At 69.7% G+C, this 24,779-nt stretch carries 29 protein-coding genes and 1 pseudogene; 16 read left to right on the top strand and 14 right to left on the bottom strand.

Annotated features, from left to right (window positions below; genetic code table 11):
- Positions 1–140 precede the first annotated feature (140 nt).
- From ACLJWH_RS20225 to ACLJWH_RS20205, 5 genes are all read left to right on the top strand, one after another.
- Entirely contained in the window at positions 141–419 is a 279-nt protein-coding gene (locus ACLJWH_RS20225; RefSeq protein ID WP_411143124.1) for a DUF6211 family protein, read from the top strand.
- A 44-nt stretch (positions 420–463) separates the two neighbouring features.
- Positions 464–1,117, top strand: a complete 654-nt coding sequence (locus ACLJWH_RS20220; RefSeq protein WP_411143123.1) for a hypothetical protein — start codon at positions 464–466, stop codon at positions 1,115–1,117.
- Positions 1,118–1,120: 3 nt separating this feature from the next.
- On the top strand, positions 1,121–1,297 hold the full coding sequence (locus ACLJWH_RS20215; RefSeq protein ID WP_411143122.1) for a hypothetical protein: 177 nt from the start codon (positions 1,121–1,123) through the stop codon (positions 1,295–1,297).
- A 654-nt stretch (positions 1,298–1,951) separates the two neighbouring features.
- The gene (mobF, locus tag ACLJWH_RS20210; RefSeq protein WP_411143271.1) at positions 1,952–6,394 is read left to right on the top strand and encodes a MobF family relaxase; all 4,443 of its coding nucleotides are present in this window, start codon (positions 1,952–1,954) and stop codon (positions 6,392–6,394) included.
- A 169-nt stretch (positions 6,395–6,563) separates the two neighbouring features.
- Entirely contained in the window at positions 6,564–7,193 is a 630-nt protein-coding gene (locus ACLJWH_RS20205; RefSeq protein ID WP_411143121.1) for a tyrosine-type recombinase/integrase, read from the top strand.
- Between the two features lie 87 nt (positions 7,194–7,280).
- Here the strand turns inward: ACLJWH_RS20205 and ACLJWH_RS20200 are convergent, their stop codons facing one another.
- Complete coding sequence (locus ACLJWH_RS20200) at positions 7,281–7,973, bottom strand: class I SAM-dependent methyltransferase (protein ID WP_411143120.1); 693 nt, start codon at positions 7,971–7,973, stop codon at positions 7,281–7,283.
- 111 nt (positions 7,974–8,084) lie between these two features.
- A complete protein-coding gene (locus ACLJWH_RS20195) occupies positions 8,085–8,411 on the bottom strand; it encodes a hypothetical protein (protein ID WP_411143119.1) in 327 nt (108 codons plus the stop codon).
- 7 nt (positions 8,412–8,418) lie between these two features.
- Between ACLJWH_RS20195 and ACLJWH_RS20190 the strand changes: the two are divergent.
- Positions 8,419–8,676, top strand: a pseudogene (locus ACLJWH_RS20190) (transcriptional regulator); the annotation flags it as partial.
- Positions 8,677–8,695: 19 nt separating this feature from the next.
- Here the strand turns inward: ACLJWH_RS20190 and ACLJWH_RS20185 are convergent.
- The 5 genes from ACLJWH_RS20185 to ACLJWH_RS20165 all read right to left on the bottom strand — a co-directional run bounded on the left by ACLJWH_RS20185 (position 8,696) and on the right by ACLJWH_RS20165 (position 11,815).
- Positions 8,696–9,049, bottom strand: coding sequence for a hypothetical protein (locus ACLJWH_RS20185; protein WP_411143118.1), 354 nt, complete (start codon positions 9,047–9,049; stop codon positions 8,696–8,698).
- 130 nt (positions 9,050–9,179) lie between these two features.
- Positions 9,180–10,139, bottom strand: a complete 960-nt coding sequence (locus ACLJWH_RS20180; RefSeq protein WP_411143116.1) for a methyltransferase domain-containing protein — start codon at positions 10,137–10,139, stop codon at positions 9,180–9,182.
- Positions 10,140–10,351: 212 nt separating this feature from the next.
- The gene (locus tag ACLJWH_RS20175; RefSeq protein ID WP_411143115.1) at positions 10,352–10,483 is read right to left on the bottom strand and encodes a hypothetical protein; all 132 of its coding nucleotides are present in this window, start codon (positions 10,481–10,483) and stop codon (positions 10,352–10,354) included.
- Positions 10,484–10,745: 262 nt separating this feature from the next.
- Positions 10,746–10,991: a DUF397 domain-containing protein gene (locus tag ACLJWH_RS20170; protein WP_411143114.1), complete on the bottom strand. Its 246-nt coding sequence runs from the start codon at positions 10,989–10,991 to the stop codon at positions 10,746–10,748.
- Complete coding sequence (locus ACLJWH_RS20165) at positions 10,988–11,815, bottom strand: helix-turn-helix domain-containing protein (protein WP_411143270.1); 828 nt, start codon at positions 11,813–11,815, stop codon at positions 10,988–10,990. Before ACLJWH_RS20165 ends, ACLJWH_RS20170 begins: the two co-directional genes overlap by 4 nt.
- A gap of 575 nt (positions 11,816–12,390) precedes the next feature.
- On the opposite strand from ACLJWH_RS20165, the gene ACLJWH_RS20160 reads away from it, so the two are divergent.
- The 10 genes from ACLJWH_RS20160 (at position 12,391) to ACLJWH_RS20115 (ending at position 17,871) form a co-directional block, all read left to right on the top strand.
- Entirely contained in the window at positions 12,391–12,900 is a 510-nt protein-coding gene (locus ACLJWH_RS20160; RefSeq protein WP_411143113.1) for a hypothetical protein, read from the top strand.
- Entirely contained in the window at positions 12,897–13,307 is a 411-nt protein-coding gene (locus ACLJWH_RS20155) for an ATP-binding protein (protein WP_411143112.1), read from the top strand. The genes ACLJWH_RS20160 and ACLJWH_RS20155 overlap by 4 nt, the downstream gene beginning before the upstream one ends.
- Positions 13,307–13,648: a DUF6415 family natural product biosynthesis protein gene (locus tag ACLJWH_RS20150; RefSeq protein ID WP_411143111.1), complete on the top strand. Its 342-nt coding sequence runs from the start codon at positions 13,307–13,309 to the stop codon at positions 13,646–13,648. The genes ACLJWH_RS20155 and ACLJWH_RS20150 overlap by 1 nt, the downstream gene beginning before the upstream one ends.
- Positions 13,649–13,770: 122 nt before the next feature.
- Positions 13,771–14,133, top strand: a complete 363-nt coding sequence (locus ACLJWH_RS20145; protein WP_411143110.1) for a hypothetical protein — start codon at positions 13,771–13,773, stop codon at positions 14,131–14,133.
- A complete protein-coding gene (locus ACLJWH_RS20140) occupies positions 14,130–14,270 on the top strand; it encodes a hypothetical protein (protein WP_411143109.1) in 141 nt (46 codons plus the stop codon). The genes ACLJWH_RS20145 and ACLJWH_RS20140 overlap by 4 nt, the downstream gene beginning before the upstream one ends.
- Positions 14,271–14,545: 275 nt before the next feature.
- Positions 14,546–15,169: a class I SAM-dependent methyltransferase gene (locus ACLJWH_RS20135; protein ID WP_411143108.1), complete on the top strand. Its 624-nt coding sequence runs from the start codon at positions 14,546–14,548 to the stop codon at positions 15,167–15,169.
- Between the two features lie 100 nt (positions 15,170–15,269).
- Complete coding sequence (locus tag ACLJWH_RS20130; RefSeq protein ID WP_411143107.1) at positions 15,270–16,193, top strand: hypothetical protein; 924 nt, start codon at positions 15,270–15,272, stop codon at positions 16,191–16,193.
- A gap of 107 nt (positions 16,194–16,300) precedes the next feature.
- Positions 16,301–16,783, top strand: coding sequence for a hypothetical protein (locus tag ACLJWH_RS20125; protein ID WP_411143106.1), 483 nt, complete (start codon positions 16,301–16,303; stop codon positions 16,781–16,783).
- Complete coding sequence (locus ACLJWH_RS20120; protein WP_411143105.1) at positions 16,780–17,523, top strand: hypothetical protein; 744 nt, start codon at positions 16,780–16,782, stop codon at positions 17,521–17,523. Before ACLJWH_RS20125 ends, ACLJWH_RS20120 begins: the two co-directional genes overlap by 4 nt.
- A gap of 120 nt (positions 17,524–17,643) precedes the next feature.
- Positions 17,644–17,871, top strand: a complete 228-nt coding sequence (locus tag ACLJWH_RS20115) for a helix-turn-helix domain-containing protein (RefSeq protein WP_411143104.1) — start codon at positions 17,644–17,646, stop codon at positions 17,869–17,871.
- A gap of 174 nt (positions 17,872–18,045) precedes the next feature.
- On the opposite strand, the gene ACLJWH_RS20110 is transcribed toward ACLJWH_RS20115, so the two are convergent.
- Genes ACLJWH_RS20110 through ACLJWH_RS20080 form a run of 7 tightly spaced genes read right to left on the bottom strand, consistent with a single transcriptional unit; the run spans position 18,046 to position 24,509 of the window.
- Entirely contained in the window at positions 18,046–18,873 is an 828-nt protein-coding gene (locus ACLJWH_RS20110) for a shikimate dehydrogenase (protein WP_411143103.1), read from the bottom strand.
- Entirely contained in the window at positions 18,870–19,601 is a 732-nt protein-coding gene (locus ACLJWH_RS20105) for a coenzyme F420-0:L-glutamate ligase (RefSeq protein ID WP_411143102.1), read from the bottom strand. Before ACLJWH_RS20105 ends, ACLJWH_RS20110 begins: the two co-directional genes overlap by 4 nt.
- Positions 19,598–20,665 carry a hypothetical protein gene (locus tag ACLJWH_RS20100; RefSeq protein ID WP_411143101.1) on the bottom strand — a complete coding sequence of 356 codons (1,068 nt, stop codon included), beginning with the start codon at positions 20,663–20,665 and terminating at the stop codon, positions 19,598–19,600. The genes ACLJWH_RS20105 and ACLJWH_RS20100 overlap by 4 nt, the downstream gene beginning before the upstream one ends.
- On the bottom strand, positions 20,662–21,549 hold the full coding sequence (locus tag ACLJWH_RS20095) for a hypothetical protein (protein WP_411143100.1): 888 nt from the start codon (positions 21,547–21,549) through the stop codon (positions 20,662–20,664). The genes ACLJWH_RS20100 and ACLJWH_RS20095 overlap by 4 nt, the downstream gene beginning before the upstream one ends.
- The gene (locus ACLJWH_RS20090) at positions 21,546–22,772 is read right to left on the bottom strand and encodes a methionine adenosyltransferase (protein ID WP_411143099.1); all 1,227 of its coding nucleotides are present in this window, start codon (positions 22,770–22,772) and stop codon (positions 21,546–21,548) included. The genes ACLJWH_RS20095 and ACLJWH_RS20090 overlap by 4 nt, the downstream gene beginning before the upstream one ends.
- Positions 22,723–23,658 (bottom strand): Gfo/Idh/MocA family protein, encoded by a 936-nt coding sequence (locus ACLJWH_RS20085; protein ID WP_411143098.1) that lies wholly within the window; start codon positions 23,656–23,658, stop codon positions 22,723–22,725. Before ACLJWH_RS20085 ends, ACLJWH_RS20090 begins: the two co-directional genes overlap by 50 nt.
- On the bottom strand, positions 23,655–24,509 hold the full coding sequence (locus ACLJWH_RS20080; protein WP_411143097.1) for a sugar phosphate isomerase/epimerase family protein: 855 nt from the start codon (positions 24,507–24,509) through the stop codon (positions 23,655–23,657). Before ACLJWH_RS20080 ends, ACLJWH_RS20085 begins: the two co-directional genes overlap by 4 nt.
- Positions 24,510–24,779 lie beyond the last annotated feature (270 nt).

Genomic DNA, 24,779 nt, shown 5'->3' with positions numbered 1-24,779 from the left:
CCCGCCGTCAGCGGAGCAGGGCAACCTCCGACCGGCCGTGCGCCCCACGGACGCCGCGCACCCCAGACAACAGATGACGGCCAGCGCACAAGGGCAACAAGGCGCTGGCCGTCGGTGTCTCTCACCAGAAAGACCACACCATGCTATGTGACCGACACCCCGACTGTCCCCAGCCTGGCGACATCGCCCAGCTCAAGAGGGGTAACAGCATCGGCGCTGATCAGGCCGACAGCTTCGTCATCGTCGAAGACTTTCCACCGACCGGCCGACACCTCGTGCTCAACCTCCCCGCCGACCACCCCGGCCGCGCCGACTGGGCCGCTGCTGTCCCCCCGGCCGACATAGCCACCCTCACCCGGCTTGAACCGGCCGGCAGCCGTACGTGGGCGCCGGCCCCGGAACCGGACGACATCCAGTGACCCTGCCGAGCGGTCACGACCCCGAACAAGAACAGGAGACGACCGTGCCCAGCAAGACCGGCCGCACGCTTTACTCACGAGCGGACCTGCGCAAGGTCCACGGCATCAGCGAGCCCACGCTTCAGAACCTGTGGACCGACCGGGAGAGCAACGGGCACCCGCCCATCGCGGAGACCATCGGCGGCGTCATGCACTGGGACGGCGACGAATGGGCGACGTGGCACCACGAGCTTCAGCGGCAGCGCGCTGCCGCGAGCACCACCAACCCGCCGAAGCTCGATGGCGACCCCGAAGAGATGGTTGGCCCGGCCGAAGCGGCGAAGGTCTGCGGGTTCGCTGACTCCGCCACCGTTTCCCACTACGTCAAGAACCCGCCCGAGGGGTGGCCGGCGCCGGACGACTGGGACGAGCTTCCGACCCGGCGTCGCCCGAAGTGGAAGCGCTGGCGCCTGTGGCAGTACCTCGCAGACCGGAAAGGCCGCGGTCACGCCGGCGGACGGCCCACGGGCCGCCGCGGACTGGCCTACCCCTACCAAGGAGACGAGCGGCTGACCCTCGCGCGACAGGCCATCGCGGCGAACCCCAGCGCGAAGAACGCGGAACTGATCCCCCAGCTCCAGGAGCAGACGGAGAAGACCTACTCCCGCCCCACCTGGAACCTGATCCTCAAGTCCGCCCGCGAGCACCCCGAGGAGTGACCCGTGCCCGACACCCGCTGTCCGCGCTGCGGCAGCCCGCTCGGGGAACGGCCCGCGCGTTCCCGGCTGACCGTTGATCGAGAGGTCTTCATCTGTACCCCGTGCGGTACGGAGGAAGCCGTGCGCGAGGCCCAGGGCCAGGCACCCGTGCCGTTCGGCGAATGGCCCCTGAACACGTAGCCACCGGTAGAGAGGCCACACGGCGAACATGGGAAGGTCCCCGCTCCAGGGCAGTCGGAGCGGGGACCTTCCCATGTCACCAGGCACTGGCAGGTTGGCGGGGCCCAACCAAGACCGCTCGACCCGACAGCGGGGGCAACGGACCACCGCCTGCAAGTCCTCCGCCGGTCGGGGGCCCGCTCCGCCCACCGGCCGACCGCTTGCGGCGTAGGGCAGCGTCCCACGTCCCCGCCCGAACCAGCTTCCCGCGTCGGTCCGTACACCGGGGAATCCCAAGCCATCCAGAAAGAACCCGACAACTCCGCGAATCCGCGGGGGTGCCCCGGACGTGGGGTGTGCTCCATGCCTGGACCAACGACGCAGCCTCGCGTAGGTACCGCAGAGCCATCGGATCGTCACACCGCAGCAGCGTGAACAGCACCCCGCACATGCACCTCTCTCAGAGGTAACAGTCCACCAGGACATCAGACTTCAGGAGCCTGATCCGCAGGAGCGATCAGGCCGCCCCGAGCATCCGAGATTTCCCCCCGCTGATCACGAACTTGAAATTGGAGGACCAAGGTATCGTCACTTCGTGACGATACGATGATCCAAAGACGACCGGATTTGAGCGGTTGACCGGAGGGGGTGGGCGGGCCAATGGGGTGGGTGACGATGATCGGCCCGTCCGACGGGCAGGTCGAGTACCGCCTGACCGGAGGCCACGGCTGCGGGAAGGCCACCATCGTCGAGGCGGCCCCGCTCGTCGCCGCCATCGAGGCCAGGGCCGAGGAGGCCGGGACCAGCGTCGCCGCTCTCCTCGGTTCCACGGAGGCCAAGAAGGCGTTCTTCCGGGCCCGCACCCAGCTGCGGAACGCCAAGAGCGCGAGGTTCACCGGGTTTGACGCCGTCGAAGTCGCCGCTGCGGCCGGGCTGGAGGCCCGCGAGCTGTACGGGGAGAACGTCCTTCCTGCCCCGGCCGCTGACGGGCAGGTGGACTACCACTTGGACGCCAGCGAGCGCCCCCTGATGTGGATCGGCAACGGCCTCAGCGAGTTCGGTATCACCCCTGGCAGCGTGCTCGACCCCGCCCAGTTCCCGGCCGCCCGCCGCCTCACGCGCGGCGAGGACCCGCACACCGGCAAGACGCTCGTGGAACCGAAGCTCGCCATCGCGCCCACGGCCAAACTGCCCGCCGCCCCTCTCGTCCGGGCCATCCGCCGAAGCGCCGCCGAGCGCGGCGTGAAGCCGGAGGCGCTGCTCAACTCGCAGCGCAAGAAGGACGCTTTCCGCCGCATGGAGAGCCAGCTCACCCGGTTCGGCGAAGCCCACCGTGTCCCCGCGTCCACCCTCCTCAAATTGGCCGACGCCGTCGGCGTCGAAGCCGCCGAGCTGTACGGCGAAGAGGCCCTGGAGAAGGCGCTCACCGCCGAGTCCGGCGGTCGGCTTGATGCCCGCGCGCTCCTGCACGCGGTCGAGGACAAGGCCCGCCAGACCGGGCAGCAGCCCGCCGACCTGTTCACCGCAGAGTCGATGAAACGGCGCTACGCACAGACCGAGGCCGAGGGCGGCCGACGTCTGCGCGATCTCCCCATGGCCGTACGCGAGGCTGTCGCCATGGCCAAGGCCGCCGGACTCTCCCCCGAGCAGGTGTGGGATGCCGAAGAGATCAAGGCCGCCATGCGGGAAGGACGCGTCGAAGTCGGCAACCGCGCCGCCGACGTCACCTTGGACCTTCCCAAATCGCAGTCCGTGTTCCTTGCGTACGCGCCGGACGAGATGGCTGCCGAGATCGAGGCCATCTTCACCTCCGCTGGCCGCGAGTCCATCCAGGCCCTGGAGGGTTGGACCGCGTACGCGATGCGCGGCCGTCACGGCGACGGGGAGGAAGCCGACACCATCAAGACGAGCGGGTTCTCCGGGTGGATGATGATCCACCGCGCGGCCCGGCCCGTCGGCGGCGCCCCATACGGCGACCCTCACTTCCACCTGCACTTCACGCTGGCCAACATGGTCAAGGCCACCGACGGCAAGTGGTCCACCGTGGCCGCAGGCGGCCGTGACCTGCACCGTCACGCCCGCGCCACGCAGTCCCTGATGAACGCCCGCGTCCGCCGCGAACTCGCCGACCGCTACGGCATCCGCTTCCGCCGCGAGGAGCGCACTGGGGCCTGGGAGATCGCCGCGATCCCCGAGGCCACCATCAAGCTGTTCAGCAAGCGCGACAGCCAGGTCCGCCAGATGCTCACCAAGCTGGGACTCGACTACGACAGCGCCACCCTGCGCGAGCGCACCGCCGCGTCCGCCGTCTCCAAGTCGGCCAAGAACGGCGAGGCCGTAGGCGTCGCGGACGATGTCCTGCGCGGGTACTGGCAGGCCGAAGGCCAAGCGGCCGGTGACGACCCCGAAGCGATCACCACCGGTGCCATCCAGCACGACGGCCAGGAGCCGAACCCGGACCTGAACGAGCTGTGCAGCATCGTCTTCGACCCGAAGAACGGCCTCACCAGCCACGCCAAGGAGTTCACGCACGCCGCCGCCATCGCGGCCGTACTCGACGCGCTCCCGTACGGGGTCGGCACCGCCGCCGAAGCCGAGCGGCTCACCAAGTCGGTACTCCGGCACGCCGGTTACGCGGTCGAGCTGAACCCCAAGGGCGCCCAGCACTACACACACGCCACCCGGTACACGACCGCGGACATCGTCGCCGCCGAAACGTTGATCGTCTCCGAGACCACTCGCCGCCTTGGCGAACAGACGGCGGTCGTCAGCACCGACACGATCGCGATGACCCTGTCCACCGTCGAAGCCCAGCACGGCGGGGACTTCGCGTTCTCCACCGAACAGCGCGCCGTACTGGAACGGCTCCTCACCGCCGGACACGGCATTGACGCCGTTGTCGGCGTCGCAGGCGCGGGCAAGACCACCATCATGGACGCCGCCCGGCAGGCATGGGAGGCCCAAGGACTCGTCATCGCGGGCGCGAGCACTGCGGCCGTCGCTGCCGCCAACCTCAAGGCGGAAGCCGGGATCACCTCCCGCACCGTCGCCTCCTGGCTCACGGGCATCCGCAAGGGCGGACGAGGACTCACCGGTGTGGACGTTCTTGTCGTGGACGAGGCGGCTATGTGCGATGACCGCGACGTAGCCGAACTCCTTACCCACGCCGCCACGACCGGCACAAAGATCGTCGGCATCGGGGATCCAAAGCAGCTGCACTCGCCCGGCATCGGCGGCAGCTTCGCCGCTGTCCACCATCTCGTCGGTGGACTCGCCCTCAGCCAGAACTTCCGGCAGACGGACGCGATCGAGCGCCGGGCACTGGAGCTGTGGCGCGACGACAATCGCGTAGAAGCACTCCGCACCTTCGCCGGAACCGGCCGCGTACACGCCCTCGCGGACAAGGACACCACCCTCGCCGCGATGCTCACCGTCTGGGCCGACAAGCGCGCCGCACACACCGACGACCACACCGCCGTGCAGCAACTCCTCATGCTGGCCGCCACCAACGAGGTCGTGGAGGAACTGAACGTTGGGGCCCGCTCACTGCGGAAGTCCAACGGCGACCTCACCGGCCCGGAACACGCCTACGCCCTTCCCGGTGGTGGCGAACTGATGCTGTCCGTCGGGGACCAGGTCCTCCTTCGGACCAACGACTACCGGGGCAAGCGAACCCGAGGTGAGCACGAAGACGTACTGAACGGATACCGCGGAATCGTCCGTGCCGTCGATGACGAACGGCGTGTCTTGGTGGAGTGGCGAGAGAAGACCGCCGACGGCCACCGAGACGTCGCCGAATGGATCGATGCCGACTACATCGCACAGGGCGGGCTGAGCCTCGGATACGCGATCACCGGCCACAAATCGCAGGGCCTGAGCGTGCAGGAAGCCCTGGTCTACGGACCCGGCGCACAGGCCAACGCGCTCTACACGATGATGAGCCGCGACAAGCAGGAGTCGCACCTCTTCCTCCCACTATCCGTCTACGAGACTGACACCGACCGAGCACGCGCAGGCGCGCCCGTCACCGATCAAGAGCAGCTGGACCGCGCCGTAGCCGGCCTCATCCGGGAGATCGAAACCGGTACCGAGGAGCGCATGATCCTTACCGAGCTCCCGCAGACAGCAGTGCCCGCGCATCTCCGCGAGATCGTGGCCGGCCTGCCCACGCCACGGGCCCTCGGTCACGACGAACCACAGCAGGACGCTATGGCGGAGTCCGACGCCGAGCCCGAGACCCGCAGCCGACGTACCGCGCCCTACCCTTCCGCAGAGCCGACACCGAACAGCCCCGCACGGACGGAAACCACGCCCTACCATCACCTCGACAACGGTGCGTTGCGCGATGCCATCCGCAAGGCGGCCACCGCCACCCGCGCCACACAACGCGCCGCCGAAGCCGCCGAAGCCAAGGCGGATCGTGCCGAACAGCAGGCAGCAGCGGGCACCGGGCCGAACGTCCTCGCACTCACCCGTCAGCACCAGGACCTCATCACACGCGCCGACGCGATCCGTGAAGTCCAGAGCCTCACCTATGCCATCGACCAGCACAACGAAGAGCAGCACGGTTCAGATGAACGCCTTCAGCAGCTCGAACGGCAACTGACGGCCACCGGCCGATTCGGACGCCCCCTCCTACGCGGTGATGCCCTGGCGCAGGCTGAAGCCGAACGCGACGAACTACACCGCAACCGCGAAGAACCCGGTCACGAACTGGAGGCGCTGCACGCGCGACTCCACGAACTCTCCGCAGCGGCCGGCCCCCCTGAAGAACATGACGAAGTGCTGGCAGAAGCAGCGACCCTCAAACATGACAAGAAGGGGCTTCTGCGCCGCGCCCAGAACCACGACAACCAGCTGGCCAAGGGATTCCGAACTGCTGCGGCAGCAGCACGGAGCACGGCCCACGGGGCCGCTCACCGTGAAGCCGGCCTGCGCGCCGAACTCACACGCCGTAGCACATCCGACCCACACCACAGGGAAGACGCGACGAATACCGCGGAGCCGCCCCACACACGGAGACTCACGAGCCCGTACGGTGCCCGACGTCGAATGCCCGATGCGGCCCAGCAGTATCCCCACGGACCGGAAGAGCCACCCCCCGTGCCACTGTCTTGAGGGCAATACCGCCAGCACGACCCACCACAGAAAGGGCGGGGAGAATCCTCACCTCGCCGGACGAGTTGGGGGAATGAAGGCGCAGGCGCCGCACCGATGCGATCTGGTCAGTCGTCAATCACTTCGGGTTCGTTGCCCTGGTCGTTCCTGAGGTTCAAGAGGGACGGTGATGAGCGCCCCGGCTCGCCGGGAGCGCGCTGGCATCGCTTTACGGTGTGGTGACGCAGCGGAATCCGGTGTCGTTGTCGCGCATGGTGGCGTTTGCCGCGTTCTGAAGCGCCACACCGCATACCGCCTCTACACCCTGCTGCTCATGCTCTACGGAATGTGCCTGCGCATCGAGGCCGCGCTCGGCGCACAGATCGAGCACCTGGGCTACGACGCCGGCCACCACGTACTGAACGTCGAGGTCAAGGGCGGCTACTGGGTGAAGAAAGCCATCCCCCCGCTGGTCTACGACGCGATCACGACCCTCATCGGCGACCGCACCGCTGGCTACATCCTCACCACCAGCACCGGCCGGCGGCTCGACGAGCCCTCCCAGTGGCGCGCGATCCGCTCCGTCGCCAAACGGGCGGGCCTGCCGCAGAAGACGATCGGCCCGCACTCCCTCAAGCACTCCACCATCACCCACCGGCTGGCCCGACCCGGCGCCCGGCGCGACAAGATCCAGCACTGGGCCGATCACCACGACGCGCGCACCACCGACCGGTACAACCGGCGCCGCGGCGCCCTCGACGGCTCCCCCGCCTACGACGCCGCCGCAGACCTGGCCGAAGGACTCACCGGCGAAGGCTGACGGGGTTACTCGGGGCCGGCGCAGCCGGGGCAGCCTGCACCAGCATGAAGAACCCGCTGAGGGAGACAGCGTAGGTACCTATGGCGCTCAGGTCGGCTGGATGGCGCTCACCAGCAGTGTGTCGGCAGTGCGCGGCCCCTCGGCCGCCGACGGCAGCACATCGACGCAGATCTGGGTGAACCCGGATTCGTCCAGGGCCTTTGTCCAGACCTGCTCCTGGAGCACCCAGCGGCGCATCGTGGTCGCCTCCCCGTCCGGTGCCTTCGCCGGGACATCTGCGGGTACGACGTCAGGCTGTGCGGGCGCGCCGTTCAGGTAGTGGGCGAGGGTGGAGAACACCAGCCGGCCGCCGGGGCGCAGCGCGGTGGCTGCCGCCGGCAGCAGGCCGCGGGGGTCGGTGAAGTCCAGTGCGCCGAAGACGCTGTAGAGCACGTCGTATGTGCGGGTTGTCGCGTGCAGGTGCGGCACGGCATCGGATGGCACGATGCGCAGGCGCGGCGCGAGGTGGCCGTAGAGATCGGTGGCCATGGCGCATTGCGCGGGCGAGGCGTCGACGGCGACGACCTGGGCGGGCTCGTGGTGGGTGGTGAGGTGGGCGGCGTGCCGGGCGGCTCCGGCACCGAGGTCGCCGACGACCCGCCCGGACAGGTCGCCGAGGACTTCCGCGCCGGGGCCGCCGTTCTGGCCCCAGATCCAGTAGAAGGTCTCGGGGACCACGCGGTCGCGCTGGGCGCGGGTGCGGCCGTAGTGATGCCAGAGATCTGTGGTGGTGGTCGTCACCCGCCCATCCTGGCGGGCGCGGCCCGGCGCCGGGCCGATTCCGCGGATCTCGCCCAGAGTGCCCGGGGCCCGGCCGGTAGTCGGCAGGGCCCCGGGCACCTGGCGGGTCGGTCAGTGCGAGTCGTTGCCTGGGTGGCACGGGCCGCACTCCGCGGCGTCGGCCCACAGCGGCAGATCGACCTCCCAGCCGTCTGCCGCGATGATGTGGGCGGTCTTGAGCACCGAGCCGTCGTCCTTCATCTCGACCTTGGGCACGTGGTGCAGGAAGTGCCCGCCGTTGAAGCGGTTGCACAGCTCGGCGTACGCCACGGTGTCGAGGATGATCGTGTGGACGCCGATGTCGACGAGTGTGCTGGGCGCCAGCCCCAGCGACTCGCCGCGATGGTTCATCGCGGTCAGCAGGTAGGCGTACCCCTGGCCGAGGACCCGGGCCGCCATGACCGAGAAGAACCTGCGCCCCGCGCAGTTCCCGACGGCCGAGCGCAAGGCCCGGCAGGGCACCGACATGGCGCGAGCCTGGTGGGCGTGGCAGCGGCCCGAGCAGACCGCCCACGCACTGCTGTCCGCCTACCGCGCCAGCCCGGGAGAGGTCCGAGACCGTCCCGCCATCCGCAGCATCGTCTACGAGTTGGCAGAACGGCACCCCCACACCACCGGCGTCCGTGAATTGCACACCGCCGTATGCCGGCAGGCCAGTAACTAAGTCGTGTTTGAGATGTCGTTCATGAGGTGGGGGTGTCGGTTGTGGCCTGGTCATAGGTGCGGTTGATCTCTGTGACGGCGTCAGCCACGTGTGGGTGTTGGTCGTGCCAGTAGTTGGCCGCCATGTGGGGAAGGTGACGCAGATGCCGCTCGTACAGGTCGAGTCCGGCTGCTGTGGCTCGCAGGCCCCCGTCCGTGTGCTCCACCAGGCCGCAGTGGATGGCGGCTGCTTCGTGAAGCTCGGTGCCGAACAGGGACTTGAAGTACCGGTAGCGATCCACGTGAGGATCTGCGGCCTCTTCCACGAGTCCGCGCACCAGAGCGAGGATGTGGACGGGGCTGATGGTTTCGTGAGGTGCGTGGGCTTGGGACACGTCGCCGGACCCTCCTTCCGTCTGCGGGGAACACGATTGTCCTACCTCGGGCGTCGCCGGGCTCGCAGGGGCACCGGACACGGGCCACATCTCCAGGATCGCGCGCCGTTCGGCCTCTCGTTGCTCTGGCTCACCAGGCGACGGGAAGAACGCGTTGCCCGCTCTCCACCCACAGGTGCTGCCCGGCATCATCGACGGTCAGGCCGAGACGACCGAGGCCGGGCCGGCCCTGCTCCCGCCACCAGGCGTAAGCGGCCTCGACCTCGTCCCACAGCCGGCGGTCGCCGTACTGGTAGAGCGTGGACTCCTGCCCGTCCTCGCGGAACAGGACACATGCCCAGGACCGGTCATCGGCCAGGCTGCACAGCCACACAGGCCGTCGCCCGTCCTGCGGCTCATCGAAGATGACAGTGCAGTCGGCAACGAGCAACCCGAGGACGAACCGGCTGATCTCCCATTCGCCCGCAATCGTCTCCTCCAGCGTCAGCGCTGTGACGCCTCGCGCTGCCTTCTCCCGGGACTCGGCGGTCACGTAATCCGTGTACCCGGGCATGCCACGGCGCTGCGCCCGCAGGCTCATGAACTGCACCAGCTCCGTGAATTTACCGGTGGCGCTCCGGCCGTTCTCCGAGACCGTGAGCGCGACCGTGGCCTCCGTCGGCGTAAAACGGGTGCCCCACGGCACCACGATCACGCCCCCGGGGCGGCACTGCTCCAGCCACGTACGGGGGAAGGTGTGCAGCCCGCATGTGGCGATGATCCTGTCATACGGCGCGCCGGCCGGGTGCCCCTGGAAGCCGTCGCCGCAGACGACCGTGACCGCCTTCAGCCCCTGACGTTCGAGGGCCGCTCGGGCGGCTTCGGCGAGGGCCTTGTCGACCTCGACTGTGGTCACGTTCTCGGCACCCAGGCGGGAGGCGAGGAGACCGGCGTTCCATCCCGTGCCGGTACCGATCTCCAAGACGCTCTGCCCCGGGTGCACTTCGAGGTCACGGAGCATCGCGGCAACGACGGACGGCGCGGACGCCGACGACGACGCCACCACGCCTTGCCCCACCCCAAGGTGTTCTCCGTCGTCCCACTGCGTCACCAAAGGGTGGTCCGACTCGGCTGCCTCGCGCCACCGCTTCCGATCGCGAACACGGTCCGCGGCTTCGACTTCTCCGGTCGCCACGTCGTGTTGCCAGACCAGATCGGGCAGAAACCCCGTCCGGGGCAGAGCCCCGAACGCAGGTTCCCACTTGGCAGTCAGTGCTCCATCCGCCGCGAGCTGCGCAACCAGCTCCCGCCACCCCTGCTCGCTCACTTCCCGTGCTTCCCGCCGCCCTTGGGCGCGCCACCGTCGGTCTGCGGCGGCTCCTTCGGCGGTGTCCACGGCTGTCCCGGCAGCTTGTCCTGCTTCCCGCTGTCATCAGGCTTGTCACGCTGGCCCACGACGGCCCTCCCGCTTCCGGCGATATGAGACGGATCACGGTAGTGGTGGAACGGTGCTGGGAGGAAGGCCGCCCCATCGAGCGCCCTGAAGCAGCCGGGGCAACACCTTCCAGCCCACCGATCACCCGGGGTACGCTCCCCTAACCCATGGGTACGGCTGTACGAGAACGGCCCGTTTCCCCCCACATCTGCCGTGGGGGGAAACGGGCCTTCGCGCGCTGACTCAGATGCCGACGGAGTCGGACAGTGGTTGGCTTCTGCGCTACGCCTCGACCACGCCGAAGTCAGCGTCGCCGGAACGCACCAGGCCCATGAAAGAGGACCAAGCCGCAGCCGGCACAACGAGCGCGGGGCCGGCCTTGTCCTTGGAATCGCGGATGCCGACCTGACCCGTCAGATGTGCGATCTCGATGCAGTTGCCGCCGTCCTGGGAGCTGTATGACGACTTGAACCACCCTTCTTCGGTTGCCAGGTTGGTTGAAGGGCGCAAAGTGTGATTCACGGTCATTTCCATAGTTTCTTTTCGAGGTTTTTGAGGAATTGCGGCGTCTCGTGGGGGCCGGGTGCGATCTTGGCCATGTTGTCGAACTGCCGCTTGTACTGCCCTACATCCGATTCCTTGGACCACATGGTTGTCGCCTTGTAGCTGTCGCTCTGGACCACGGGGTCCAAGCCGTCGAACTCCAGCATCGTGAAGTTCCAGTCCGATCGGTAGGTGAGCAGGTCTCTGGGGATGATCTGCACCTCAACGTTCTCCAGCTTGGTGAGGCGGATGATCTCGGCGTACTGGACTCGCATCACCTCTGGCGAGCCGATGGCCGTGGTCAAGCTGTTCTCGGTCAGGATGACGTGTATCTCGGGGCCGTCTGCGCTGGTCAGCCGCTTCTTCCGCTCCATCCTGACGCGGATGGCTTGCTCCACGGCGTCGGTGGTGCGCTCTTCCACGATCTTCGCCGACTGCATCTGAGCACGAGCGTAGCTTTCGTCTTGGAGGAGTCCGAACACGCTGTTGTTCTGGTAGCCGCGGATGCGGATCGCGTCATGCTCCAGTCCCAGATATAGCGGCATGCCGGAGGGCAGCGCGTTGCGGTAGGACGTGTACGGCTCCTTGCTCAGCGAACCGCGTTGCATGGACAGCAGTGCGTCCCGGTCCGCTGGGTCTTTGACGCCGTAGCGGTCCATCAGGCGTTCGAGGTCGGCCAGCTTGGGCAGGGGAATGTCTCCGCTCTCGACCCTACTGACCTTGGACCGCGAGAAGCCCAGTTCGAGCGACACGCTCTCAGCGGTCAGATCGTTCTGCTCACGGAGTGCTCGTAGTTCCTTTCCGAGCATGACCCGTAGAAACGTCGGTCCCCGTCGTGCGGCCACCTGCTCCCTCTTTTCGGTGCTCTGTCTGCCAGATGAGTACCCCTGTCCGCCGGAATGAAGTGCCTGTCCGTCAGATTGAGGCGTCAGTCCGGAGTCTGACATGCCCTGTCTGCCAAACAACACCCCTCGTCGGGTAAGGGGCATTTGCCAATGTGCGCCCGAGTGCGGATTCGCTTGAATGTTAACTGCGATGTGAGCCAGGCTAGTTGAGCTGGTCACGGCAGCGCATCCGGAAGGGTGGGTTGCCTGCATCGGCGCCGGAGCGCTGCCTGTGCAGCGCGGTTCGCATCCGTGCGGGGGAGGTGTTCTGCGCTGTCCGATTGGCTCTGGCAGCGCTCCGGCTGAAGCTTTCGTACGACCGATTGCGGCAGGCGTCGAACCATCATGAAGCTACGGAAACTGTCTTCCGGGATGGCTCATGGGGCGCCTCCGCGTACGTCGCGTGCGGTGCCAGCCTCTTCGAGGGCCATCTTAGGGAATCCTCGGAGACCGGGCCGCGCCGGCAAGTCCCCCTCACCCCCGACGAGCCGAGGCCGGCAATGCGTCAGAGCACCACCCCTAGCGGTCTGGACTGGATGGACCGGGAGCGTGCCTTCGAGGCAGAGTTTCTCCTGGAGAAGGCCCGTGTTGAGGTCGATCCGTACGTGCCTCTCGCGGCAGCTCGGCGCGGGCATCTGGAGCGGATCGTCGCGCAGCTCCATGTCCGGCGCCGGGTGCCGCGGGTGTGCCTGTACGCGCTTTCTGTCGGTGGGCAGGAGCCGCGGCACTCTCTGGATGCCGCTGCGGCTTTCGCGGTGCGTCAGTCGTGGCAGGTCGGGGTGGGGCAGTCCTACACGGATCACCAGGGCGCGGCCGCCCCCTTGGCACGGCCGGGGTGGTGCCTGGTGCGGGCGCAGATCCGGGCTGGCTACGCCGACGGGGTCGTGGTGGTCACCCACAGTGTCATCAGCCCGCACGCCGACGAGTACAGGCAGCAACTGGAGTGGTTCGGACATCATTTCGGGTTCGTCGCTCTGATCGTTCCTGAGGTTCAGGAGGGGCGGAGGTGAGCGCCCCAGCAGCAGAACGGGCCGCTGTGCGCGCCTTCGAGGTGCACTTCTTGCCGGCTGCCTGCCGCGTGCGGCACATGCGGCAGATCACCGCCGCCCACCTGCGCCTGTGGCACCTGACCGCCCTGGTCGATACCGCGACGCTCGCCGTTTCGGAACTGGTGACGAATTCCATCCGGCACGGGGAGGGGCATCCGGTCGGGCTCAGGGTGACGTGCTCGGCCCACGAGCTGCGGATCGCGGTCACCGACGGATGCCCCACCCCGGCCCGGCTGCGCTCCGCAGACGACACCGCCGAGTCCGGCCGCGGGCTGCTGCTCATCGCATTCTTCACGAAGGACTGGGGCGTCAGCCCCGACGGGCTGACGACGTGGTGCGCCTTCGCGATCCCGGCACGGAGGCCGTGATGGCCGCCGTCACAGATCCTGCCGCCGCCCAACTGCGCCGCTCCCTCGTCCGCGACACGATCGGCGACGACCTCTACAACGCCTTGAACGCCGTGCTCGATGAGTACTCACGCCCCACCCCGGACCAGATCGGGCAGACCACGCAGCGGCTTCGGGATGTGACGGCCCCGCTCGTCCAGGCCATCCCGTACCTCGTGACGCCGTACCCGGCTGCCGAGATCCGGCACTTGCTCGACCTGCGCTCCGAACGGCCCGAGCCTGAGCACGCCTACCGGCACGCTGTCCGCTTCGCCCTGACAATCGTCGACCTGCTCGGCCTGATGGGAGAGGGCGCTCCATGACGCGCTCCCCGCGCCGGCAGGCCCGACCCCACGCACAGGGGCGGCCGGCCCGGCAGCCCCGATCTCCCGCCTGAGGAACCCGCCCGTATGCCAGATCCCCGTGACCATATGGAGAGCGCCGCGTGAATACCAGTACCAGTGGACTGCCGAGCGCCGCCGCCGGCGTGAGCGTCGATCTCGCTGCTGCGACCCGCGTTGTGCGTGTGGCCTGGACCCGTGTCGCCAGCCACGAGATGTGGGAGGACGAGGCGCGGACGTTGATCCGTAAGGTCGAAGAGACGCTGCGTGTTGACGTGCTGCCTGCCTCCGAGCAGCGCGCCGGCCGCCTCAACCGCGGCAGCCAGGAGTGGTCCCTCTTCGCGACGGCGATCAGCAGGGCCCGTCACTGTCTGGACGACCAGACCTGGACGAAACCGGCCGCACACCTCCACCACCTCGTCATCTGCGCGGTCCAGCTCCTGCATCAGATGGACGTGCCGGTATGAATCACACAAGGCCGCCGACGCATCGGCGCCAGCCGGACCCGCCCACGCGCGACCGGCTGGCCGTCATCGCCCTGGTCGTACTCATCGCGGTCAGCGTCGTCACCCTGACGCTGGCATCGACACCCGCCCGCATCTGAACCCACCGCCCCCTGACCGGTCACCTCCCGGCGCGCCGACCCCGCAGCGTCGGGAGGTGACCTCAGACGGGCTCCTCCGTCCCCGCCGAGGCCACCGTGAGGTGTCGCACGGTCCGGCCCGCGGATGGAGGAGCGGCGCCACCGTGCCGTCCCTGTCAGACGGCACGAGCAGCGCGCCCCGGCCGCCCTTACCAGCGGGAAAGGGCGGCCGGCCACCACTCCCGAATCGTTACCTGTCCGCCGCCAATGCGCGGCGGCCGTCACAGCGAGGACGTATGACCGCCCGTACGCACGCCGCCGAGCACTGGGACAACTGGTACACCGGCCTCCACAACTTCCCCCCGGCCAGCCAGACAGAGACGGCCCGCTTCCATCGGCACGTTCGGCCCAGGCCGGGGCAGGCGGCTCTTGATGCAGGATGCGGCACGGGCGTCTTCTCTCGGCAGCTTGCCAGGTGGGGGCTGACCGTTACTGGTGTGGATTTCTCCGCCGTCGCCATCGACCAGGCCCGTCGGTCGGCCCACGGGAGCACCCGATACGAGCGCTACGAGCAGGCCGACGTGACTGCCGACGCGACCCCCGCATGGCTCCCACCCGCCGGCTTCGACATCATCGTGGCCCGCCGCTCCCTCGCACACCTCGACCAGCCCAAGTTCATGGCCTACGCGCGGCGCTGGCTGCGGCCAGGCGGGGCGATGTACGTACTGACCGCGCGCTCGTCCGACGGCAGGCCCGCCGGTTTCCGCAACTGCGGGATGACCGAGCAGCAGATCGACGCACTGGGCTGCGGGTGGGCCGACGTGACCCACCGGATGGTCAGCCGAAACTTCGCACTCATCCTGCGAGGCCCCCGTGGCGGGACAGGGCCGCACTGCCCGGCGGCATCGGACGGTCCATGACCGGTTCCACGGCCGGAGCCAGGCGGCCGACCGCGCCCGCGGTCGAGCAAGGCAACTCCGCCCGTGGGGCCATCAACCCCATACGACAACGGAGAACGAGATGCAGCACGCACCAACGGAAGGGGCTGCCGTGGCGGACCTGTGGGCCGAGTGCCCGGACGAGGCGCGTCAGGCCGCTGAGCGGGTCGTGGGGTCGCCGGCGAACTGGCAGCTGATGAGGAGGGGCAGCCACGGTACGGCCAAGTGGCGCGTATCGGGGCCGGGCACCCAGCAGGTCGTGGTGAAGGCCGGCGCCGGTCAGGCCGCCGATGTGGTGGCGCGCGAGATCACGGTGCTGGCGTACATGCAGTCCGCGGGCATCACGGCAACCGGATACGGCGACGCCCAGGGACTCACCAGCGACTACACCGCGTGGCTGGTACGGCCTTGGCTGACGGGCCTGACGACCTGGAGCGCTTTCCAGGCCGTACGCGATGGGCACCCCGACGTCGCCGACTACAAACGGGCGTTGACCGCGGCCGTGGACCTGTGTACGGCCGTTGGCGGACTGCACCAGCACGGTTGGGTGCACGGGGACCTCCAGCCGCACCACAGCGTGCACATGGCCGGCACTCGCACGGTGCAGCTGCTCGGCTGCACGTGGGCCTGGGCTCCGGAACTGGCCCCGTCCTCCGCCTACACCGGCGGCCTGGTGCACCTCGTAGCACCCGAAGTTGCGGCCGCGGCCGAATCTCCCACGCGGCCGGTGATCACGTCCAAGTCGGGCGATGTCTACGCCCTTGCGGCCTCACTGTGGTGGTCCGCCACTGGTGACTGGCCTGTGAACTACGCGGCGGCGGCGATAGACCCCACCGCACACACCGCGGCGGTGCTGCGGCGCATGATCGCCGCCCGGCGGCTGAGGATCAGCACGACGAGCGTCTGGCCCCAGCTCACGGAACTGCTGCGCGAGGTGCTCACCGCGGACGCGGTACAGCGCCCGACGGCCTTTCAGCTCGCCCAGTCGCTGCGCAGGCTGATGTGAGGGCACGGCCGCGCGGTGCCCGCCGTGTCGAACGGCGCTGCCGTCCGCCGCCCGCCTGAAGCCGACCGACCACCGCACATCACCACACCAGATACCCGGGACAGCCGATGACATCCTTACGCAAATCGGAGTCGAAGGCAGCCCTGGCCAGGGCACTGGTCGCTGTCCGGCAGCACATCCAGGACCAGTACTCACCCGGCGAACGTCTCCCTCCGACGCACGAGATCGCCGCCGGGCTGAATCTCCCGTATCACTATGCCCTCAGGGCGCTGCGTCAGCTGGACGCCGAGGGCGTCATCGCCCGCACCCATTCCTTCTCGTGGGTCCTCCACCCCGGTGAGCTCAACCCCCGCGACGCAGCGCTGGAGAAGACGGTGCGTGAGCGCATCAACTCCGGCCGCTACACCAGCGGCCAGCCCGTGCCCATCGGACTGCTGGGCACGGAGCACAGCCTCACCGGTGCGCAGGTGCAGCGAGCGTGCCGCCGGCTGATAGCCGAGGGAGTCCTGCGGCACGACGAGCACGGACGCCACGGCCCCGGCCTCTACATCACCGCGCACACCCCGATACCCGACCAAAGGAAGCCATGAAAAAGTCACCTGCCCTCGCAGCACTCGTCTGTGCAGTGGCGCTCGCGCCGCTGACCGCCTGCGGGCCGGACACCGGCCGGACCGCGGCCGACGGCAGCAAACCGCCACGGAGCACCAGCGACACCCGGCCGAACGGCATCAGCTCTCGCTCCGCCCGGGAAATCTATGAGGCGGGCACGAAAGCGAATGCCGCCTCGGGCTCTTTCCGAATGCAGTCCAAGAGCACCGAGACCGAGTCGGATATCAGGGTCTCAGCGACCGAGTGTGTAGGCAAAGTCCATCTGCTGAAAGACGGGGACGGAGTTATCAACGGAGCTTTCGAACTCATCCAAAAAGACAATGACGTATGGGCAAAACTCGACAAACGACTCAGCGAAATGTTCAATCAGGAAGGGGAAAAAATCCCTGCCGATGAATGGCTACACGGCACTCCCAACACTCCACTGCTGAAAATCACCCTCTCCCACTGTCAACGCAACAAACTCACCGCACCAGACCAGGGCGACAGTTACATGAAGAAGGGCTCCGTCGCCTCCATCGACGGAGTGCCGGTCATTCAAGTCACCAGCAGCGGCAGTGGTGGAACAGCCACATACTCCATCGCCACGACGGGAAAGCCGAATCTCATCAAGCGCGCCGTGGACCAGGACAAGCAGACGACCATCACCTATTCAAAATTCGGTGAACCAGTTGGCGCCAAGAAGCCAACCGGAACAATCACCGAAGCCCCCTCTCACTGACTGACGTGAGAGACGCCGGACCAGCCGGACTCCTCGCCGACGGTCGCGATGTGACGGTTGGTCCGGCGGGCGGTCGTCCGCGACCGCCGCAGGAAACCATGACGACGAGCCGTAGCCTCAATGGGGGAGGACCTTCCGATGTCCCGCAAGCGCTATCTGATGCCGGGCCCCGAACGCGACCGTGTCGCCGCCGTTTTGAAGGCGAAGTACGAGAGGGGCGGCACCTCGATCCGGGCGCTGGCCGAGGAGACCGGCCGCTCCTACGGCGGCGTGCACCGGCTCCTGACCTACGCCGGTACGACCTTGCGCCGACGCGGCGGTGTGCAGCGCGGGGAGTCGGCTTCGTGATTCTCCTGCCGCCGCACCGCACCAAGGGCGGCGTCATGCTCGGCGCCGCCGGCCCCGGGGGTGAAGGCCCCTTCGGACCATGGGGCGGGGCAGACCCGGAGACGGACGCGGAGGGGTCCGACGGCAGCAGCATCGGCCGGCCACCGTCGCACCGACCGGCGCGTCCAGTCTCGCCTACGCGCCCGGAGTGACGTCGTCGAGCGCGCCTTCGGCGGCTTTCCGCATCGCAGCCAAGGGCGCCGGGGTGCGGCCGGTTTGGATTTCGACCTGCCGGGCGGCCTGGTGCACGAGCATGGGCAGGCCGCCGATGACGGCGGCGCCTGCGCGGCGGGCGGCCTGGGCGAGCGGGGTAGGCCAGGGTTGGTAGACCACGTCGAGCAGCGTGCTTCCCGCCGCTGGCCACTGTGGCGCGAGCGGGTCGGCGGCGCCGGGTGGGAGGGCGGAGACGACCAGGCCCGCGTGAAGGTGCCGGGCGGCCTGGTGCCACGGCTGGATGCGCAGGGCGATCCCGATGCGCTCGGCCGCGTGCGCCAGTTCGCCGGCGCGGGCGGGATTGCGGGCGACGGCGGTCACCTGGCGGCAGCCGAGGGTGTGCAGGACGGCGAGGGCGGTGGCTGCGGTCGCGCCCGCTCCGAGCACGCAGGCGGATTCCACCCGGGTGATTCCGGCATCGAGGAGGGCCCGGAGCATGCCGTCGACGTCGGTGTTCTCTCCCAGGAGCCGGCCGCCGCGGACGGTGACGGTGTTGGCGGTGCCGGTCGCCGTCACCGTCTGCGAGACCTCGTCGAGCAGGGGGACGGCGGCGCGTTTGAGCGGCATGGTCAGCGACAGCCCTGCCCAGCTGTCGTCCAGGCTGGTGAGGAAGGTCGCGAGCTGGTCGGGGGTGCGGTCGATGGCACGGTAGCTCCAGTCGAGGCCGAGGGCCTGGTAGGCGGCGCGGTGCAGTACCGGCGAGAGGGCTTGGCCGATCGGGGAGCCGAGGACGGCGAGTTGCTTGGTCACGGCCGGTGGTGGAGCATCGCCGCCACGCCTTCGTCGCTGGGCACGTACGAGATGCCGCGCAGGACGGCGACCGGGGCGCCGCGTCCGCGCTGCCCGAGAATGATCCCGGCCGCCGCGGCGATGAGGTCGGTGAAGGTTTCTTCCTGCCGCTTGCCGCTGTGCTCCGTTACCCGCAGGGGGGCCACGCCGGCGGCGCCGATGGAGATGACGGTCGCTCCGCGCCGGTCGGCGCGGCCGTCGGAGTCCGCGATGACCACCGCGACCTCGGCGCCGGTGTAGGTGATCAGGGCGTCGCGCAGGGCGCGGGCGGAGGCGTCCGGGTCCACTGGCAGCAGCCAGGCGCCCTCGGTGCCTGCCCGGTCGATTCCGGCGGACGTGAGCTGGTAGCCCAGTCGGTGCGTAGCGATGATGGGGCCCTTCTCCGTGGCCAGGAAATGCTCGCTGGAGGAATCCAAGATCAACTGCACGATTTCGGCGGGCTTGCCCGTCTTGGCGGACAGCTCCAGGGCCTTGGGCCCGGGGGTGACGCTGGCCAGGTCGACGTACCGCTGCTCCGCGATGGACACGATCTTGGAGGCCACCACCACGATGTCGCCGTCCTGCAACTCGACGCCGGTGCGGGCCAGGACGTCGGTGATGGTGCCTGCCAGGTCGTCACCGGGCTGGAGCTCGGGGAACGGCTCCTCCAGGGCGAAGGCGGAGAAGCCAGAGGTCGGGGCGGCGGTCATCGCGAGGCTCCTGCGGGAGTGAGGACGGCGGTGTGCAGGCGGGCGTGCGCTGCGGCGAGCTGATCGGCCCGCTGCCGGATGGTGGCGTGCTGCCCGGCGGTGAGCCAGTCGCGGACGCGGTGCAGATAGTGCGGCCACAACCGGCGGGCTGCGTCGAGGGCCGGTGTACCGGAGTTGACGGCACGCCAGGCGTCTGCGACGGGCAGCGGCCAGGGCCCGTCATCGTATCCGTCCGGGGACGGGGCAAGACCGTCCAGCGTGGTCAGCATGGCCTGAAAGCGGTCAGGCGAGAGCACGCGGTCGGCGGCCCGGTAGACGGCGGGTCCGCTAAGGGGCGGTGTGGGCGGCGGGCTCCAGGCGGCGGTCAGGTGCAGCAGGACCGGGACGGCCTGGTGGAAGATGACCGGGAGGTGGGGGAAGGAAGCGGCGTGCCGTTTGGGCTCGTCGATCCGTACGGAGGCGATGGGGCCGGTCGCGGCGGCGGTCAGCAGCAGGAGCGCGTCGATGCCGTACCCGTCCACGCATGCCGACACCCCCGCGGGCAGAGCCGCGACAGCGCGGAGCGCGGCGTCCAGGGCAGCGTGGGAGAGGGCGAGGTCCCCGGCCAGCGGCTGGGGCACGTCGATCCCGGTCGTGGCGGCGATCAGCGGGCGGGCGAGATGGTTGGTGAGGTTGGCCTCGTCCCAGTGGCGCGGGTAGTCGGCGATGGCCAGGGCAGCCCCATCGTGTATCCGGTCCAGCAGCGCGCGGTAGACGGCCGGGTCCGGGTTGCGGGTGTCGGTGTCGAGGATCAGCACCGCCTCGGCGCCGGCGATCTCCGGGCGTCCGGTCGCGGTCAGGATCTGGGCGCCCTTGCCCCGCTCCAGCCCGGTCAGCCCGACCTTCCCGGCCCGCGTGGGGGCGGCGGCGAAGTGCGCGGCGGTGTCGGGGGCGTCGGAGGAGTCGGCGTGCACGATGACCGTCCGCGCACCGTCCAGCGCGCTGTCCACCGCGGCGGTGACGGCGGCGATGGTGGCGGGTTCGTTCCGGCTGGGCAGGATCGCGGCGGCGGACGTCTGTGTCACGTGTACTCCTCGGTGATGAGGTCGGCGGCGGTCTGCGGGTCGGGCGCGTACAGGTAGGTGTATGGCTGCTGTGCGAGCTGGGCGATCAGGTGGGTCCGCCAGCGGGCGAGCGGGAGGGTATCCAGCGGCCATACCGGCCCGTACGGGGTTCCGTTGGGGCCGGTCAGCGGGGTGGGAAGTCCGCTGATGTACCGGGCGAGAGCCTCGTGGAGGCGGAGTTGCTCGTTTGCGGAGAACGGTGTGGCCGGCACCAGCAGCGGGCGGGGAACGGCGGGGTGGACGGTGAGTCGGATGACCCCGGCCAGAGGAACGGGGGCGCGGAGGAAGGGGGTGAGGTTGACGACGGGCTTGGGGGCCTGCCACAGCTGCGGGTCCTGCGGGCGGACGGCCGCCGTCGCCTTGCCCGGCAGGATCAGCAGCTCGTCCTCGTGCTCGGCCAGGACGGTCAGGTCGTCACCGGCGTGGGTCCAGCCCCGTTCGCCGAGGGCCAGGGTCACGCTGGTCTTGCCCGCGCCCTTGTTGCCCAGCAGCAGGACGCCGCGTCCGCGCGGTGTGACGGCGGCGTTGGCGTGGAGGGTGAGCATCTGTCGCTCCTGGCGGGCCCGTTCCAGCGCGTTGTACGTCGTGTAGGCGAGCGTCGCGGACCGGGCGGTGGCGCGGGTGAGGCTCATGCGGATCGTCTGCCCGTCCACAGTGACCTTCGGCTCCGCGTCGGCGTAGGCCACCTCCAGGACCGGGCAGTCCCGGCTCTCGGGGCCCGGGGCGCAGAGGTGCCATCCGCCGGGGAGCCGGTTGGCCGCCGTGACGGCCGGGCCCGTGTCCAGCCCCGCAGGAAGCTCCAGGGCCGCGGTGAGGTGGCCGGTCGCCACGGCGGCCGGGTTCACGACAGCGTGGGCGGGTCGAGTTCGGCCAGCAGCTCGGGCACAGGCAGAACGGCGGGCAGGTAGCGCTGGTTGTCCACGAGGTCGGGCACCCAGTCGGTGCGGTGCAGCACCTCGCGCACCAGCTCGGCGTTCGCCGGGTCGGGGTGTGTGGCGGTGATGTCGAGCGAGGCGGGCTCGGGGTAGCGGCTTCCGTTGCGCCACATCACCGCGATGCGGCACGGCCCGCCGGCCTTCTCGGCGACTGTGCGGCTCGCCTCGTCAACCAGCCATCCGCCGACCTTGCCGACATGGTAGGCGGGATTCTTCCCGAACAAGGCTTCGTTGCCGGCCTGCTGGCCGGGGGCGATCAGCCCGGAACGTGCGTTGCCCCGGCCGACCAGCCCGTCCTCGCCGTAGTCGATCGCCGATCCGGAGACGGTGAAGTACTGGCCCGACAGCGGGCCCGTGCGGCTGTTGCGGGTGTTGCACACGACCTTGACCGGGCCGGGCAGACGCTCCAGGAGCTGGGTGGTGAGTTCCTGGGCGGCGTCGCTGACGGCGTCCTCGAACTCCGCGCTGCTGGTCAGGTGTCCGGCCACGGCCGGGACGCACACGGTGACGTTCAGCGCGTGCCCGTCGCGGATGACCAGGGCCTTGATGTCGCTGCCCGCCCACGGCTGCTGCCGGAACCAGGCTTCGGCGAGCAGCGCGACGGCCTCGGCCGTAGTGCGCGGCGCTGTGCCGACGAGGAACCCGGCGTCGTTCGAGAACGCGGTGGGGCGCTCCGGCAGGTCCTCAAGGCTCCGGGGAGCGAACCAGTGCGCGAACTTGGAGGAGTCGGTCGTCTCGTGCTGGGCCTGCCAGGTGATGTGCTCGAACCCCGGCAGGGCGGTGCGCAGTTGCTCGGCGGCGGCGGCTTCGAGGATCTCGCGCACGGGGATCGTGCGGCCGGCGAAGGATGCGGAGATCCGGCCGCCGAAGATCACGCGTACAGGGCGGTCGTAGGTGCCGTCGGCGTCCCCGAAGCGGGCGCGGCCGCCGAGGACGGCCACCTTGTCGAGGTTGTGGTGCAGGATGGCGCCGAACTCGCGCAGGCAGTATTCGCTGTAGCGGATCGAGGCCAGCTCGGCGATGGAGTCGGCGAGGGTGTCCGGATGCCCGACGCCCTTGCGCTCGACAACCTCGACGCCGAGGTCATGCGGCAGTACCGGCCTCAGAGACGGTGCGTGCGGTGCGGTAGGCATGGTCGATGACCTCCAGGGTGCGGCGGAGCTGAGCAAGCGGGAACAGGGACGGATGGCGCGGGTCGGCGTCACCGGAGGGCAGGGCCCGGTACATGGCCCGGCGCAGCTCCAGGTCGCCGGGCGCGGACAGCGGATCGCCGAGCCCGGCTTCGAGGTTCCGGCCGCGCACGTGCACCTGCTGTCCGTCGTCCAGGTGCAGCGTGACCTCGTGGCGCCGCGGCTGGTCGACGCTGTCGACCCGGGCGTCCACCATCAGGACCGCGCCGTCCTCGAACACCACCGTCGCGGTGATGCGATCCTCGGATTCGGCCCACCGCCGTTCGCGGTGCACCTCGGCGGTGCAGGAGCTGATGTGGGAGGGGGACAGTAGGCGCAGGGCGAGGGCCATGCCGTGAATCGCCTGCTGGTGCAGAACGCCCCCGGCGGTGGCGTACCGGGTGCGCCAGGTTCGGTAGTACGCGCGGTCTCGGCGGCACACCAGCGTCACCGCGGCCCGGCGAACCGCCGGTGCCCTATCGAGCAGCCCGGCGAGTCCGGGGGCGAAATGCGGCTGGAAGGCGACGAAGATCCGCCGGTCCAGCGGTGTCGGCGCCAGGTCCGCGGGATCGAGCGTGACCGGCTTCTCCACCAGGACGGCCGCGCCGCGCAGCGCGGCGGCGCGGGCGGCCACCAGGGCGGTGCCGGGCGGCGTGGCCACCACGACCACGTCCGGCGCGAACCTGTCCAGCGCTGTCTCCCACCAGGCGAGCAGCGGCACCCCGGTCGGCGGGGCAACGACCGGAGCGGGGTCGGCGACGCCCACCAGGGCCACCCCTTCGGTGCGGGTCAGGGCCTCGGCGTGCTTGGCTCCGACCTCTCCCGAGCCGATGAGCAGGACCCGCCTCACGCCAGACCGCCCGGCACCGCACGGCGCAGGAACGTCGCGCCGCGCGTCAGCGCGTCGCCCGGAGTCTCGCGCACGTGCGTCTCCAGCGCGTACGGCAGCGCCGGCCGCACCCGGTGCAGGACGGGAAGCAGGTCCGCGTACGGCACGTCGCCGGCGCCCGCGGCCACGAACTGCTTCATGCCGTCGTCGCGCGGTACGTAGTCCTTGACGTGGACGTACTCGACGTACGGGGCGAGGGCCTCGACGGCTGCCGCCGTGCCGTGGCCGACTTCGTACAGGTTTCCCAGGTCGAGCCACAGCCCCAGGCCGGTGTGCTCACGGAGCACCTCCAGGAGCGGTCCCGGCTCGGCGACCGTGCACACGGGCTCGTTCTCCAGCAGCAGCCGCACCCCGGCCCGCTCCGCGGCCTTGAGGGCGTACGTCAGCAGCGGGTCGTCCACGAACGTCTCCGTCTGCTCGCCCACGGACAGGTGGGAGAAGACGCGGACGCGGCCGGTGCCCAGGATGTCGGCGGCGGCGAGCGCACGGTCCACCCAGCGTTCCCGGTCCTCGGCCGGCACCTGGGTGGGGAAGCCGAAGCTGTCGACCTTGCCGGGTGTGACCTCGGGCCGGCACCACTTCCACAGCGGCGAGGCCAGCGCCGCCACAGTCAGGCCGCGCTCCTCGGCCAGGGCGCGGATGTGCCGCAGCCGGTCGACGGGCAGCGTCACCGCGTTGGCGCCCTCAGCCGAGCGGATCTCCAGATGCCCGATACCCAGCGTCACCGCCAGGTCCATGCCCGGCGTCGGGTCGGGGCCAAGCTCATCGGGGTTGAGTACCAGCGTGCTCGCCGGCGTTGCGTCCACGGCCATCTCCTTCTTCAGCGATGTGCAGGGTGGTGGGAACGAGGTGCCCCCGTGCCGGGGCGCACGTCCTCCGGCACGGGGGCAGTAGGTCAGGAACCTCAACAGGCGGTTTTCAGCCGCCGCCGCCCGGCGGAGGCGGCACCGGGATCGGCGGGGGCGGAGGCGGCGGAGGAGGAGGGGGCGGGGGCTGCGGCCCCCAGGTCGGGGCCGGTAGGACAGCGGCGTGCATATTCACCTCCAGCGGTGAGAATCGAGCCCCCACCATCCCCCCGGCCC

The sequence above is a fragment of the Streptomyces sp. x-80 genome (assembly GCF_046549095.1).
GTDB lineage: Bacteria > Actinomycetota > Actinomycetes > Streptomycetales > Streptomycetaceae > Streptomyces > Streptomyces celluloflavus.
The sequence above is the reverse complement of the archived record's forward strand: the minus strand, read 5'-3'. Positions and strand labels throughout refer to the sequence as shown.